This window comes from Mesorhizobium sp. M0030 (assembly GCF_040323695.1).
Classification (GTDB): Bacteria; Pseudomonadota; Alphaproteobacteria; order Rhizobiales; family Rhizobiaceae; genus Mesorhizobium.
Genome location: NZ_JAMYVE010000008.1, coordinates 278,824 through 294,547, shown reverse-complemented (window position 1 = coordinate 294,547; position 15,724 = coordinate 278,824). Strand labels below are relative to the sequence as shown.

Here is a 15,724-nt window from a genome sequence, read left to right as displayed (position 1 = left end):
GCGCGGGGGCGTGGCTGGGGGCTAATGCAGCTAGCCTGGCCAATTCGCCGCCGGCGCTAACCCCCCCCCCCCCCCCCCGCCCCCTGGGGGGGAGGTCGCCCCCCCGGGCCGGGGGGGGGTCGGTGCCGCACCCCCACCCCGCTGCTGCGCAGCGACCCTCCCCACAAGGGGGAGGGTAAGGGGCGGCGCCATCCTTCGCCATGACACCATATGGATCAGAGGCTGGACATCGTGACCTCTCATCGTCTCTCATCCGGCGGTCTCATCGACCGTTCCACCCCCCTCACCTTCCGCTTCGACGGCACGACATTTTCCGGCTTCCAGGGCGACACGCTGGCGTCGGCGCTGGTCGCCAATGGCGTCAAGCTGGTCGGCCGCTCGTTCAAATACCATCGTCCGCGCGGCATTCTGACTGCGGGCTCGGAAGAACCCAACGCGCTGGTCGAACTGCGCACCGGCGCACGGCGCGAGGCCAACACCAAGGCCACGACGGCCGAACTCTATGAAGGCCTCGAAGCGGCCAGCCAGAACCGCTGGCCGTCGCTGCGCCACGATGTGATGTCGGTGAACCAGCTGTTCGCACCGATCTTCGTCGCCGGCTTCTACTACAAAACCTTCATGTGGCCGGCAAAATTCTGGGAAATGGTCTACGAGCCGGCGATCCGACGCGCCGCGGGTCTGGGTCGCGCGGCGGTCACCCCCGATCCGGATCACTACGACAAGGCCTGGGCGCATTGCGATGTGGTGATCGCCGGCTCTGGTCCGGCCGGTCTCGCCGCCGCACTCGCTGCAGGCCGCAGCGGTGCGCGCGTCATCCTGTGCGAAGAAGATTTTGCGCCCGGCGGCCGTCTGTTGTCGGATGGCGGCACGATCGACGGTCTGCCGGCCGCGGAGTGGCTGTCGCGCACACTGGCCGAGCTCAGCTCGATGCCGGATGTCCGCATCATGACCCGCACGACCCTGTTCGGCGTCTATGACGGCGGTACCTATGGCGCGATCGAGCGGGTCAACGATCATCTGCCGGTGCCGCCCCAACATCAGGTGCGCCAGCGCCTGTGGCGCATCGTGGCCAAGCGCTGCGTCGTCGCCGCCGGCGCGATTGAGCGTCCCATCGTCTTTGCCGGCAATGACACGCCCGGCGTGATGATGGCGTCCGCCATCCGCACCTACGTCACACGTTATGCGGCGACGCCGGCAAAGCGGATCGCGCTGTTCACCAACAATGAGGATGGCTGGCGCACGGTCGAGACGGCACTCGGCGCCGGGCTGCAGATCGCGGCGGTGGTCGACGCGCGGCCTGACGTCTCGCCTGCCCATCGTTCTCTCGCTTCCAGGAACGGCTTCACCGTGCTGCATGGTTCGGTCAGCGGCGTCGACGGCGGCAAGGACGGCGTAAGAAAAATAGCGGTGTCGCTGACCGGCGGCGCGCGCGCCGAGGTCGAGGCCGACGGGCTTGCCGTTTCCGGCGGCTGGAATCCGGCGGTCGGGCTCACCTCTTACCATCGCGGCCGGCCGAAATGGCGAGACGACATCGCCGCCTTCGTGCCGGACGGCGCGCCGCCCGGTATGGTCGCCGCAGGTGCGGCTAACGGCGACTTCGGGCTAGGCGCCTGCCTGCGCGCAGGTTTCGAGGCCGGCGCCGCAGCGGCGCGGGACGCGGGACGCAATGGCAATCCGGGCTCTGCAGCTGTTGCCGGCGACGAGTCCTTCTCACTGACCCCGCTCTGGCACGTCGCCGGCAAAGGCAAGGCCTTTGTAGACCAGCAGCATGACGTCACCGCGTCCGACATCGAGTTGGCGCAGCGCGAGGGTTTTGAATCGGTCGAGCATCTGAAGCGCTACACCACGCTCGGCATGGCGACCGACCAGGGCAAGACGTCCAATGTCGCCGGCCTCGCCATCATGGCGGCGGTGTCGGGCAAATCCATTCCCGAGACCGGCACGACCATCTATCGGCCGCCTTACGTGCCTGTCGCCATCGGCGCCTTTGCCGGCCATCATCGCGACGAGACTTTCCATGCGACGCGGCTGACGCCGTCGCATCACTGGGCGGCCGAACAAGGCGCGATCTTTGTCGACACCGGCCTGTGGAAGCGCGCGCAATGGTATCCGCGCGCGGGCGAGAAGGACTGGCTGGAATCGGTCACCCGCGAGGTCAAGGCGGTGCGCTCGGGCGTCGGCTTCTGCGATGTCTCGACGCTGGGCAAGATCGATGTGCACGGCCCCGATGCCGGCGCCTTCCTCGACCGCGTCTACATCAACACCTTCTCAAACCTTGCCGTGGGAAAAGCCCGCTACGGGCTGATGCTGCGCGAGGATGGCCTCGTCTATGATGACGGCACGACGTCCCGGCTTGCCGATGAACATTATTTCCTCACCACGACCACGGCGAAGGCCGGGCTGGTGATGCAACATCTCGAATTCTGTCGCCAGGTGCTGTTCCCCGAACTCGACGTGCAACTCACCTCGGTCTCCGACCAGTGGGCGCAGTTCTCGATTGCCGGGCCAAGGACGCGAGACCTGTTGAAGGAAATCGTCGACCCTGCCGAGGACCTTTCGAACGAAGGTTTTCCCTTCATGGGCGTGCGCGAAGTTGCTTTGCGCGGCGGCATCAAGGCGCGGCTGTTCCGCATCTCCTTCTCCGGCGAGATGGCGTTCGAGATTTCGGTGCCGGCGCGTTACGGTGAAGCGATGGCACGCAATTTGATGCTGGCGGGAAAACCGTTCGGCGTGACGCCGTATGGCACAGAAGCCCTCGGCGTCATGCGCGTTGAAAAGGGCCATGTCGCCGGACCGGAACTGAGCGGCACGACGACCGCCGCCGATCTCGGCCTCGGCAAGATGATGTCGACCAAGAAGGATTTCATCGGTCGCGTCATGGCCGGCCGCGAGGCGCTGGTGGCGCCGGACCGGCAGGTCGTGGTCGGCATCAAGCCGGTCGACAAGGCGCGCCGCCTGCGCTCCGGCGCGCACATCATCCCGAAGGGCCAGACGCCCGGGCCTGATAACGATCAGGGCTACGTCACCTCGGTCTGCTTCTCGCCGACGCTCGACCAGTGGATCGGTCTCGGCCTTGTCGAGCGCGGCCGCGAACGCATCGGCGAGATCGTCCACGCGCATGATCCGCTGCGCGGTGAAGACTATGATGTCGAACTCTGCAATCCCGTCTTCTACGATCCCGATGGAGGGCGCCAGCGTGGCTGATTTTTCCTGGGATGTTCGCAGCCCGCTCGAGCGCGCGCTCGCTCCTGGCGCTTACGGCGTGCAAGGCGATGCCGGTGTGTCGCTGACCGAGATCCGCAATTTCGACCTCGTCCAGGTGATGGCACGGCGCGGCAAGGCGGGTGATTTGGCCGAGGCCGCGAACGCTCGTTTCGGCGTCGCGGCTCCGGAAACGCCGAAGGCGGTTGGCACCGCGGATGCGACGCTGATCTGGTCGGGACCGGATCAGTTTTTTGTCCTGTCGAAGGGTGGCAGGACTGAGGTGCTCGCTCAGACCTTTGCATCTTCCGCTTCGCTATCCGACCAATCGCATGCACGCGTGCTGATCAGCATCTGCGGCCCCAAGGCGCGCGCCATGCTGGCGAAACTGTCGTCGATTGATTTGCATCCCGATGCGTTTCCGGTTGGCGCTGCTGCCGCGACCTCGATGGATCACACCAGCGTCACGCTCTGGCGTGGTGGTGACAAGGCGGATGGGCAGGCGGTGTTCAACCTCCTGATGTTTGCGACGTTTGCCGAAAGTCTGTGGCACACGATGTTGGATTCGGCTGCGGAGTATGGTGTGGCTATCGGGCATTCCGAGGAGCTTTAGCTCGATAGTTTCAGATGTTGGCGCCGCCCCTCATCGCCCTGCCGGGCATTTCTCCCCGTATAGTGACGGGGAGAAAGAAGCTGGTCGCAGCCTCGGCGCTCGTCCTGCAACGTTGGCGATTGGCGAAACCGGCGACGACAGCTTCGCCCGTTTACCGGGAGAAGCTGTCGGCAGCCAGATGAGGGGCGGCGCTGGCGTTCGGAAGATGGGTTTGATTGGAAGGGTCTAACCTGCAGCGACCGCGTCGAGAACGCCACCTCCACCTTGCCAAACCCAACCGCGCTGCTATTCTTGCTGCTAAAATAATTTTACACACAGGCAAACTTGTTTCTGTAACCGCAAGGCTGAGATGAGCCAGTCGCCCTACCCTTCAGTGACAGCCGGGCCGCCGCGGCCGAGCCTCATCCTGAGGCCCGGCCAGATCGCGCTGCCGCCGGGCATGGAGCGCCATACTATCTTGGGGAATGGCGCGGTGCTGATCGAGGTCGAGGCCGGCGATACGTTCACCGTGCGCAATGTCGAGGGCGGGCAGGCTTGCGAGTTGCTGGCCTGGGACAGGACCGGCGCCACCGATCCTTCCATCCTCGGCGAAAAGTCCAACAGCAATGCCGCCGGGATCAAGGCGCTGCTGGCCGAGGGCGATGGCAGCCTCGCTTCCGTGCGCCGCGGCCTCGAGCGCCGCCAGGTGCAGCTTGGCCACGCCAAGGCGGTGCGCGTGTTCGGCGGCGCAACGCCTGCCGGCACCGAGCAGGCATTCACGGTCACGCGCGACGGCGCGATGCTGATTGCCGCACCCGGCGGGCCGATGCTCGTCGACGGCCATGATACGGCAACGCCGCTCACCGTCATGGTGCGCCGCGCCACCGTGCGCCTGAAGACAAAGTCGCAGCTGGCCGATCCGCTTGCCGATCCGGTGCTCGATCTGCGCGTCCATTCGGCGACAGCCGAATCCTATTTCGTCAAGGCGGGCGACTACCTGCAGATCATCGATGTCGACGGCCGCCAGTGCACCGATTTCCAGTGCTTCTCGGCGCGCAAGCTGGACAAGGGGCTGGACCATCCGCTCGACGTAACGACCACGCGCACGCTGATGGGGTCGAGCTACCCGATGCCGGGCCTGCATTCGAAATATTACGACCAGGACATGGAGCCGTTGGTCGAGGTTATCCAGGACACATGCGGCCGGCATGACGCGTTCGCGCTGGCGTGTGCCGCCAAATATTACGACGACATCGGCTATCCCGGCCACACCAACTGCTCGGAGAATTTCAACCGCGCGCTGGCCGACAAGGGTGTCACCCCACGTGCCGGCTGGATGGCGATCAACTTCTTCTTCAACACGGCGATCGACGCCCATGGCGTCATGGTGTCGGATGAGCCGTGGTCGCGGGCGGGTGACTATGTGCTGCTCAGGGCGCTCAGCGACATCGTCTGCGTCTCCTCCGCTTGCCCCGACGACACGACGCCCGCCAATGGCTGGGACCTCACCGACATCCATGTGCGTACCTATTCCGGCCAGCACAAATTCTCGCGAGCGATCGCCAGACGCATGACGCCCGATTCGGAACCGAAAATGACCCGCGAGACCGCCTTCCATTCAAGCTTCGCCAAGCACACCCGCAACTTCGTGGAATACCGGGGTTATTGGCTGGCCAATTCTTTCGCCAAAGAGGGGCCGATCGCCGAGTACTGGGCCTGCCGGCAGGACGCGGTGATCATGGACCTGTCGCCGCTGCGCAAGTTCGAGGTCACCGGTCCCGATTCCGAAGCGCTGCTGCAATACACGCTGACCCGCGACGTCAAGAAGCTCGGCGTCGGCCAGGTCGTCTATTCCGCCATGTGCTACGAGCATGGCGGCATGATCGACGACGGCACGCTGCTGCGGCTCGGCAAGGACAATTTCCGCTGGGTCGGCGGCGATGACCTGTCCGGCGAATGGCTGCGCGAGACGGCAAAGAAGCTTGGCCTCAACGTGCTGGTGCGCTCGTCCACCGACCAGATGCACAATGTCGCTGTCCAAGGGCCGAAGAGCCGTGACATTTTGCGAGAGGTGGTCTGGACCTCGCCGCTGCAACCGTCGATCGACGAACTCGAATGGTTCCGCTTCGCTGTCGCGCGCATCGGCGGCGGCAATGGCATTCCGGTCGTGGTGTCGCGCACCGGTTATACCGGCGAGCTCGGCTACGAAATCTGGTGCCACCCACGCGACGCCGAAAAAGTGTTCGATGCCATCTGGGAGGCCGGCCAGCCGCACGGGCTGAAGCCGATGGGCCTGCAGGCACTCGACATGGTGCGCATCGAAGCCGGGCTGATCTTCGCCGGTTACGAATTCTCCGACCAGACCGACCCGTTCGAGGCGGGCATTGGCTTCACCGTACCGTTGAAGGCCAAGACCGACGATTTCATCGGCCGCGAGGCTCTGATAAGGCGCAAGGAACATCCGCAGCACAAGCTCGTTGGCCTCGACATCGACAGCAATGTCGCCGTCGGCCATGGGGATTGCGTCCATATCGGCCGCGCCCAGATCGGTGTCGTCACCTCGGGCATGCGCTCGCCGGTGCTGAACAAAAACATCGCTCTGGCGAGGCTTGACGTCACCCACGCGGCAATCGGCACAGAGGTGGAGATCGGCAAGCTCGACGGTCATGCCAAGCGGCTGCCGGCGCGGGTGGTGGCCTTCGCTCACTACGATCCGCAAAAGACCAGGCCGCGATCCTGAGGGTTGCACCCCCGGCCCTTCGCAGGCTCAGGGCGTTCGAAGCTCGAAAGCAATTGGCTTTCCGTCCGCTACCGCGGACCGCTTCTCACCCCACAAGGGGAGAAGGACAAAGCGAGCGTTTCGCAACCGTGATGTGCACGACGCCACAAATCACTTGACGTGAAAGCGCGCCGGATCAATCTTCACTGTTAAGAAAAAAATACGACTGAGTGGAAACACTGGAGTCGTGCGGTCATGTACCGGGGGACAAGCTTCGCGAAGCCGAGGCATCACCGGCCGGGAACACAAAATGGGGAATTCAGACAGATGAGCACGATTACCACTGCCCTGGAGCAGCCCGCTGAAGGCAAGCTGCTCCGCAACATCGACTGGCGCGGCGCCTTCTGGGTGGCGAGCGGTGTTCCTGCCCTTGTCCTGTTTTCGATCGGCGGCATTGCCGGAACGACGGGAACGCTGGCCTTCGGGATCTGGATCGCTTCCATGATCATGGGCTTCCTGCAATCCTTCACCTATGCCGAGATCGCCGGCCTGTTCCCGAACAAGTCGGGCGGCGCCTCGATCTACGGCGCCACCGCCTGGCTGCGTTATTCCAAGTTCATCGCGCCGCTGTCGGTGTGGTGCAACTGGTTCGCCTGGTCGCCGGTGCTGTCGCTGGGCTGCTCGATCGCCGCCGCCTATATTCTCAACGCGCTGGCGCCGGTGCCGCTGTTCACCGCGGCGTCGCCGGACGTCGTCGCCTATATCGCGGCGCATGCCGGAACGGTGCCTGCCGACGCCATCGCCGCGGTGACCGCGGCGGCCACGCCGGCGATGCGCAACTGGACGCTGTTCAGCCACACGCTAGGTCCTGTCTCCTTCACCCTCAATGCCACTTTCTTCATCGGCGCGGTGCTGATGCTGATCATCTTTTCGATCCAGCATCGCGGCATTCTCGGCACCGCCAATGTGCAGAAGTATATCGGCCTCCTGGTCATCATCCCGATGCTGATCGTCGGTGTCGTGCCGATCGTCACCGGCCAGATCAACTGGGCGAACTTTTCGCCGCTGGTGCCGCTGGCGGCGGCTTACGCGCCGGAGCCCGGCTCGTGGAACATTGCCGGCTGGACGCTGGTGCTGGGCGGCATGTTCATCGCCGCATGGTCGACCTATGGTTTTGAGACCGCCGTCTGCTACACATCGGAGTTCAAGAACCCGGGCACCGACACGTTCAAGGCGATTTTCTATTCCGGCCTGCTCTGCATGCTTCTGTTCATCCTGGTGCCCTTCACCTTCCAGGGCGTGTTGGGCCTCAACGGCATGCTGGCGACGCCGATCGTCGACGGCTCGGGTGTCGCCGATGCACTGGCCGGCATGGTCGGGGGTGGCGCATTGGTCCACAGCCTCTTGGTGATGCTGATGATCCTGGCGCTGGTGCTGTGCATCATGACGGCAATGGCCGGCTCGTCGCGCACGCTCTACCAGGGCTCTGTCGACGGCTGGCTGCCGCGCTATCTCAGCCACGTCAACGAGCATGGCGCGCCGACGCGCGCCATGTGGACCGATCTCGTCTTCAACCTGATCGTGCTGGCCATCGCCTCGGCCGACGCGACGAGCTTCTTCTTCATCCTCGCCGTGTCGAACTGCGGCTACATCATCTTCAACTTCCTCAACCTCAATGCCGGCTGGATCCACCGCATCGACAACGGCCACATCAACCGGCCGTGGAAGGCGCCGAGCTGGCTGCTCGGCCTCGGCGCCATCTTCGCCTATGTAAACGCCATCTTCATGGGCGCCGGCGCCAAGGTGTGGAACCCGATGGCGCTCTGGGCCGGCCTGATCACAGCCGCCTTGATCATCCCGGTGTTCTGCTACCGGCACTACGTCCAAGACAAGGGCAAGTTCCCCGACCACATGCTGGCCGACCTCGGCATGGCGGGCGCAGACCTCACGGTCAAAAAGGCAGGCATGCTGCCCTACCTGACGCTGGTCGCCGGCCTGGTGGTGATGCTGCTCGCAAACTGGTACTTCGTCATCTGAAAGTGATGGCTTGAAAAGAATGGGCGCGCTTCGGCGCGCCCATTCTTTTTGTGGCAGACGTCAGCCGGCCTTGCGAATGGCCGCTTCGGAGCCTTCGAAGAACCGGTTCGGCGGACGCTTCAGGCCGAGATTCTCGCGCAAGGTGGTGCCCTCATACTCGCGCCGGAAGAGCTTTCGCCGCTGCAGCTCGGGCACCACCTTCTCGGCGAAGTCGTCGAGCCCGGCAGGCAGATAGGGGAACATGACGTTGAAGCCGTCTGACCCCTCGGCAAGCAACCATTCCTCCATCGAATCGGCGATGGTTTTAGGCGTGCCGACGAAGGCAAGGCCGGAATAGCCGCCGAGCCGCTGCGCCAGCTGGCGGACGGTCAAATTCTCCCGGCGCGCCAGCTCGATGACGCGCTCGCGGCCGCTCTTCGAGGCATTGGTTTCGGGGATTTCGGGCAAGGGCGCGTCGGGGTCGAAGGCCGACGCGTCATGGCCGAGCGCGATCGACAGCGAGGCAATGCCGCTCTCGTAATAGACCAGGCTGTCGAGCTTGGCGCGTTTGGCCTGTGCTTCCTCGACACTGTCGCCGACGATGACGAAGGCGCCGGGCAGGACCTTGATGTCGTCGCGCGAACGGCCGAGCTTCTCGGCCCGGCTTTTGACATCGGCAAAGAAGCGCTGCCCAGCCGCCAGATCGGAATGGGCGGCGAAGATCACCTCCGCCGTTTCGGCTGCCAGCTGCCGCCCGGCCTCAGATGCGCCGGCCTGGACGATGACCGGCCAGCCCTGCACTGGCCGCGCAATGTTGAGCGGGCCGCGCACCGAGAGATGCTCACCCTTATGGTCGAGCACATGCAGCTTCGCGGGATCGAAATAGAGCCCGCTCTCGGCGTCGCGGATGAAGGCGTCGTCGGCAAAGCTGTCCCAGAGGCCGGTCACCACATCGTAGAATTCCCGCGCATTGTGATAGCGCTCGTCGTGCTCGACATGCTCGTCGAGGCCGAAGTTCAGCGCGGCGTCGGGATTGGATGTGGTGACGATGTTCCAGCCGGCGCGGCCGCCGCTGATATGGTCGAGCGAGGCGAAGCGGCGGGCAATGTGATAGGGCGCGTCGAAGGTCGTCGATGCGGTGGCGACAAGGCCGATATGATCAGTGACGGCGGCGAGCGCCGACAGCAGCGTGAACGGCTCGAACGAGGTCACCGTGTGGCTGCGCCGTAGCGCCTCGATCGGCATGTTGAGAACGGCCAGATGGTCGGCCATGAAGAAGGCGTCGAACTTCGCCGCCTCAAGCGTCTGCGCGAAACGCTTCAGATGGGCGAAGTTGAAGTTGGCATCGGGATATGAGCCGGGATAGCGCCAGGCCCCGGTGTGAAGACTGACCGGACGCATGAAGGCGCCGAGCCGCAATTGCTTATTGTCTACCATGGGATGATCACCTGATGCGAATGAGCGTTGCCGCTCCGATATGTAAGCAGGATCGGACGGCTTTGCCGTCCTGGAAAGGAATTCTGTTTTGCAAAACCGGCGCCGCGAAGCATTTTCATACAGGTGGCCGTTCAACCTATTTTGATGAACCCGCCTGGTGTTGAGATACTTGCCGAGGTGCTCGGTGCCACCGGCAACGAGAAAGCCAGAACGCCGCACGTCAAGCGTACGGCGTTCCAGCCTTTTCCAAGGTGCATCCTGTGCGCCGGCAGCGCTTACTCGGCGGCCAGGGCAAGTGGCGGCCTGTCATTGTCCTGCACCGCCTCATCAGCTGGCTTCTTGCCTTGCTTCGGCTCGCGGCCGAAGAACAGCGCGTAGCCTGCCGGCAGCACCAGGATGGTGAGTACGGTGGCGACGAGGATGCCGCCCATCATGGCATAGGCGAGCGGTCCCCAGAACACCGCACGCGAGATCGGGATCAGCGCCAGCACCGCCGTCATCGCCGTCAGCACGATCGGCCGGAAACGGCGCACGGCCGAGCCGATGATGGCCTCCGATCGGTCCATTCCCCTGGCGATGTCCTGATCGATCTGGTCGACCAGGATGATCGAGTTGCGCATGATGATTCCGAGCAGCGCGATGACACCGAGGATGGCGACGAAGCCGAACGGCGCGCCGCTGATCAACAGAGCCGCCGCCGCACCGATGATGCCGAGCGGACCGGTGGCCAGCACGAGCATCGCCTTGCCGAAATGCTGCAGCTGGATCATCAGGAGCACGACGATGACGGCCAGCATGATCGGCGCCTTGGCAGCAATCGAGGCCTGGCTTTCGGCGGAATCTTCCGCACCGCCCTGGATCTCGATCTTGTAGCCGGGCGCCAGGCCGGCGCGCATGCCCTGCATGTCATTGTAGAGCTTGGTGACGACGTCGTTCGACTGCACGCCATCCGGCAGCGTGGCGCGCACCGAGATGGTCGGCAGGCGGTCGCGCCGCCATTCGACGCCCTGCTCGAGCACCGGCACCACCTTGGCCACCTGCGACAGCGGCACGAAGCCGCCGAAATCGGTCGGGATATAGACCGAGTCGACCGAGGACAGCAGGCTGCGGCTGGCGTCCGGTTCGCGGGCGACGATGGAAACCGTCTCCTCGCCATCACGGAAGTCATCGAGCGGCGCGCCGGACATCGCTGCCTGCAGCATCTGGCGGATGCGCTGCGAGGTGACGCCAAGCGCACGGGCGCGGTCCTGGTCGATGACCAGCTTCATCGCCGGTACCGGCTCCAGCCAGTCGTCATGGACGGCGCCGAGGAGCGGATTTTCGGCGAATTTCGCCTTCACCTGGTCAGCGATGCGGCGCACCTCCTGGCGGTCCGGACCCATGATGCGCATCTGCACCGGCCAGCCGGTCGGCGGGCCGAGGAACAGACGGTCGACCTTGGAGCGGATCGAAGGGAAATCCTGCGCCAGGACTGAGCGCAGCTTGAGGATCAGCCGCTCACGTGCCGGCTCGTCATTGGCCATCACCAGAAGCTGCGCATAGTTCGGATTGCGCAATTGCTGGTCGAGCGGCAGGAAGAAGCGCGGCGCGCCTTCGCCGATATAGGTGGCGATGAAGCGCTTGTCCTTGTCGTCCATCATCCGGGCTTCCAACGCTTTGGCCTGCGTCTCGACTTCCTTGATCGAGGTTCCCTCAGGCAACCAGAGATCGACGAGGATTTCCGGCCGCGAGGATTGCGGGAAGAAGTTTTGTGGGATGAACTGGAACGCCCACAGGCTGGTGGCGAAGGTGACCAGCGTCATCACCAGAACGATGATGCGGTGGCGCACCGCCCAGCCGACCGTGGCGCGCAGCCGCCGGTAGAAGCCGGTGTCGAAGGCGTCATGATGGTTGCCGGCATGCTTGCGCTGCTTGAGGATCATGTAGCCCAGCCACGGCGTGAAATAGACGGCGACGAACCACGACACGACGAGCGCGATCCCGACGACATAGAACAGCGTGCGCACATATTCGCCTGCGGTCGAGGCGGCGAAGCCGACCGGGATGAAGCCGGCGATGGTGATCAGCGTGCCGCTCAGCATCGGGAAGGCGGTCGACGAATAGGCGAAGCTCGCCGCCTCGATCTTGACCAGCCCCTCCTCCAGCTTGCGCTCCATCATCTCGACGACGATCATGGCGTCGTCGACCAACAGCCCGAGCGCGATGATCAGGGCGCCGAGCGAAATGCGCTGCAGATCGATGCCGAGCTCGTACATGATGGCGAAGGTGGCGGCCAGCACTAGCGGAATGGCAATGGCGATGACCAGGCCGGAACGCCAGCCGATCGACAGCAGCGAGACAGCAAGCACGATCAGCAGCGCCTCGCCGAGCGCCTCCATGAACTCGTTGACGGCGTCCTTGACAACCTCGGGCTGGTTGGAAATCTGGTCGACCGCAACGCCGTAGGGCAGCGCTTCCTCAAAGCGCTTGTAGGTCGCCTCGACATCCGTGCCGACGTCCCTGACGTTGAAACCCTTGGCCATGACGACGCCGACCTGGACGCTTTCGTGGCCGTTGAAGCGATACTTGCGCTGATAGGGATCTTCGAGACCGGAACTCACGGTGGCGATGTCGCCAAGACGTGTCACCTGACCACCGGCGCGCAGGCGCAATTCCCTGATGTCGGCAGCCCTGGTGACATCGCCCTCGACCGAGATGCGCACCGAGCGCAGGCCGGTGTCGACGGAGCCCGCCGGATCGACATTGTTCTGGCCCTTGATGGCGTTCTGCAGGTCGGTCAGCGTCAGGCCGCGTTCGGCCAGGGCCTTGGACGAGACGTCGATATAAAGCTTCTCCGGCTGGTCGCCGATGATGACGGCCTTCTCGACGCCCGGCGTCGTCAGCAGCATGTCGCGAGCCTGGGTGGCGAATTTCTTCAGCTCCGGATAGCTGTAGCCGTCGCCGCCGATCGAGTGCAGGGTGATGAAGGTGTCGCCGAACTCATCGTTGAAATAGGGCCCGAGCAGGCCTTGCGGCAGGTCGCCGGAGATGTCGCCGACCTTCTTGCGCACCTGGTAGAAGGCGTCCTTCACCTCCTCTGCATTGGTGTCGCCCTTGATCTGGACGGTGATGATGGCGCTGCCGGCGCGGGTGTAGGAACGGACGAAGTCGAGGTGCGGCGTTTCTTGCAGCTTGCGCTCGATCTTGTTGACGACCTGGTCTTCCATCTCCTGGATCGAGGAGCCCGGCCAGATCGCCTGGACGACCATGACGCGGAAGGTGAAATCGGGGTCTTCCTTCTGGCCCATGCGCATCAGGCCGAGCGCGCCGGCAATGATGATCAGACCGAACAAGAAGCGCGCGATCGAGGGATGGCCGATGGCCCAGCGCGAAAGATTGAAAGGCTGCTTTTCATTGCTGTCGGTGGTGGTCATCGGCGTCAGTCCAATTCGTTGATCGTGAGCGCACACCCTCGGCATGCGGCTTCAGGTATTCCGATGCTGGCTTCCGGGCGGCGAGGCTTTCCGAGCGGAGAGACACTCATCGCGGTGGGACGCGCGGATCGATGCGGGGGAACTCGATCTTGGCGTCTCGACCATCGGGCGCTCGCCGCCCGGAAACCCTGAATTCGCTTGCCCAGCCCTTTCGCCGAAGCGACGATCAAGCCGGCTTCATGCCTGCGGTCAGCGCAGGGCCTTTGCGGCATCGCCTTCCGCAGAGGCGGCCTGGACCGCATCGCCGGTCAGCTTGACCTTGAGATTCTCGGTCATGAACTGGGTGCCGGCGGCAACGACGACATCCCCCGGCTTGAGCCCGTCGGCGACGCTGACGCCGTCGGCGGTGAACTCCGCAACCTTGACCAGGCGCTCGTGCACCGTCTCGCCGGCGCGGTCGACGGTCCAGACAATCTTGCGACCATCCTTTTCCGCAAGCGCGCTGAGCGGGATCGACACCATCTCCTGCTTCTTGGCCACCGAGGCCTTGATGTTGGCGGTCATGCCGAGCAGCACGCGCGGGTCGTCGGGCAGCGAGACGCGGACGGCAAAGGTGCGCGACTGCTGGTCGGCGCTGCCGGCGACTTCACGCACTTTGCCGGAGAGCGCCAGCGCGTCATCGGACCAGAAGCTGGCCTTGACGTCCTTTCCCGGCTTGAAGGCGGCGATGTCCATTTCGGGAACCGCGATCAGCACTTCCTTTTCGCCGTCGACGGCAACGGTCATCACAGGCGTTCCGGCGCCGACCACCTGGCCGACATCGGCCGAGACCGCCGTGACGATGCCGTTCTCGCTCGCCTTGAGATCGGTGTAGACGACCTGGTTCTGCGCCTGGGCAAGGGTAGAGCGGGCGGCATCGCGCGTCGCTACCGCCTGGTTGTAGCTCAGCGTCGCCTGTTCGAGCTGCGACTTGGAGGTGAAGTTCTTGGCAAAAAGCTGTTCGGCGCGCTTGCGGGACAGATCGACCGTCTCGACCTGCCGCTCGGCGGCGTCGAGGCTGGCCTTGGCGCTCTTGACCGACAACTCATAGTCCGTGGGATCGATACGGGCTAGCACATCGCCTGTCGTCACATGCTGGCCGATGTCGACCAGACGCTCAGTGACCTTGCCCGAGATGCGAAAGCCGAGGTTCATTTCGGTACGGGCTCGCACCGAGCCGGAATAGGTGAGTTCGCGACTCTTTTCGGCCTGGCCGATCTCGACCACCTTGACCGGACGGATGATGTCCTGGCCCTCGGTCTTCTCCTGGCTGCAGGCGGCGAGCCCGAGCGTGGCGACGATCAGGCCGGCGACCGGCAGCTTGCGGATGATGGAACTGGACAAAGACACTTTCGTACTCCCGACTGGAGATGAACGGTCGACACCGGCGCCCGGCGGGCGGCGGCTATTACTTCAGAGCCTTGATCGCGTAATCGATGAGATCGTCGGGCATCGCCCGATTGGTCTTGGCAAGGCACTGCGCCACCATTTGCGGGTGGCACAGAATGACGGTGGCGGCGCCGAAGCAGCGCGATGCGATGACCGGATCCTGGTCGGCAAACTCGCCGGCCTCGATGCCCTCGCGGATGACCTCGGCAAACAGGTCGTGAATGCTGTCGATATGCTTGTCGATGACGCCCCAGTCGCGCTCGAGCGCGACGATGACCATTTCGTGGACCTTCTGGTCGTCGAGCATGACTTCCAGCGTCATCTTGTACTGCGCATGCACGTAGCGGCGCAGCCGCTCCTCGGCGCTGATCGGCAACCGGGAAATCTCGTAGGCCATGTTGTAGCTGGCGAGGAGCATGCGGCCGCAGACGGCCTGGTGGATTTCGACCTTGGAGGCGAAGAAACGGTAGATATTGGCCGGCGACATGCCGAGTTCGCGGGCGATGTCGGCGACATTGGTCTTGCCGTAACCATAGTGCCGGAACAGGCGTTCGGCACAGTCGAGAATGCGGGTGACATTCTCCTGGCGGGTGGCGTCGGCCATTACGCTGGCGGCTTCGGACATGGCTCTCTGTCGATTAATGAGTGACGAATTTCAACTTTCGTCAGTCGTAAATCGAAAAGAGGGAAGTGTCAATGCGAATTCGACGTACGCGTATAATTTGGTGACGGATGGTGACAGCGGCTGTGCGATGATCGGCGCTCGCGATTGGCGAACGGCGCCTGTCCGGTCGTCATCCCAGGGCGAAGCAAGGAGCGAAGCGACGCGGCGCAGACCCTAGGATCCATGCCGCGACGCATGGCGAAGAATGCAGCGGTATCAAGAAGTTAATCCAATACCCGCCCAACGTCCGCCGC

8 protein-coding genes are annotated in these 15,724 nt (G+C 64.0%); 4 read left to right on the top strand and 4 right to left on the bottom strand.

The genetic code is table 11. From position 1 onward, the window contains the following. Positions 1–210 precede the first annotated feature (210 nt). The 4 genes from NKJ80_RS18345 (at position 211) to NKJ80_RS18330 (ending at position 8,549) form a co-directional block, all read left to right on the top strand. Positions 211–3,204 (top strand): sarcosine oxidase subunit alpha, encoded by a 2,994-nt coding sequence (locus tag NKJ80_RS18345; protein ID WP_352498088.1) that lies wholly within the window; start codon positions 211–213, stop codon positions 3,202–3,204. Then, positions 3,197–3,814, top strand: a complete 618-nt coding sequence (locus tag NKJ80_RS18340; RefSeq protein WP_352498093.1) for a sarcosine oxidase subunit gamma — start codon at positions 3,197–3,199, stop codon at positions 3,812–3,814. Before NKJ80_RS18345 ends, NKJ80_RS18340 begins: the two co-directional genes overlap by 8 nt. Before the next feature lie 349 nt (positions 3,815–4,163). Continuing rightward, positions 4,164–6,533, top strand: coding sequence for a trimethylamine N-oxide demethylase (locus NKJ80_RS18335; protein ID WP_352498087.1), 2,370 nt, complete (start codon positions 4,164–4,166; stop codon positions 6,531–6,533). A 306-nt stretch (positions 6,534–6,839) separates the two neighbouring features. After that, the gene (locus NKJ80_RS18330; RefSeq protein WP_352498086.1) at positions 6,840–8,549 is read left to right on the top strand and encodes a trimethylamine N-oxide permease; all 1,710 of its coding nucleotides are present in this window, start codon (positions 6,840–6,842) and stop codon (positions 8,547–8,549) included. A gap of 60 nt (positions 8,550–8,609) precedes the next feature. On the opposite strand, the gene NKJ80_RS18325 is transcribed toward NKJ80_RS18330, so the two are convergent. From NKJ80_RS18325 to NKJ80_RS18310, 4 genes are all read right to left on the bottom strand, one after another. Further along, entirely contained in the window at positions 8,610–9,965 is a 1,356-nt protein-coding gene (locus NKJ80_RS18325) for an LLM class flavin-dependent oxidoreductase (protein WP_352498085.1), read from the bottom strand. 275 nt (positions 9,966–10,240) lie between these two features. Next, the gene (locus NKJ80_RS18320; protein WP_352498084.1) at positions 10,241–13,378 is read right to left on the bottom strand and encodes an efflux RND transporter permease subunit; all 3,138 of its coding nucleotides are present in this window, start codon (positions 13,376–13,378) and stop codon (positions 10,241–10,243) included. Positions 13,379–13,627: 249 nt separating this feature from the next. Continuing rightward, complete coding sequence (locus tag NKJ80_RS18315) at positions 13,628–14,767, bottom strand: efflux RND transporter periplasmic adaptor subunit (RefSeq protein WP_352498083.1); 1,140 nt, start codon at positions 14,765–14,767, stop codon at positions 13,628–13,630. Positions 14,768–14,825: 58 nt separating this feature from the next. Further along, positions 14,826–15,431, bottom strand: a complete 606-nt coding sequence (locus NKJ80_RS18310) for a TetR/AcrR family transcriptional regulator (protein WP_352498082.1) — start codon at positions 15,429–15,431, stop codon at positions 14,826–14,828. Between the last annotated feature and the right edge of the window lie 293 nt (positions 15,432–15,724).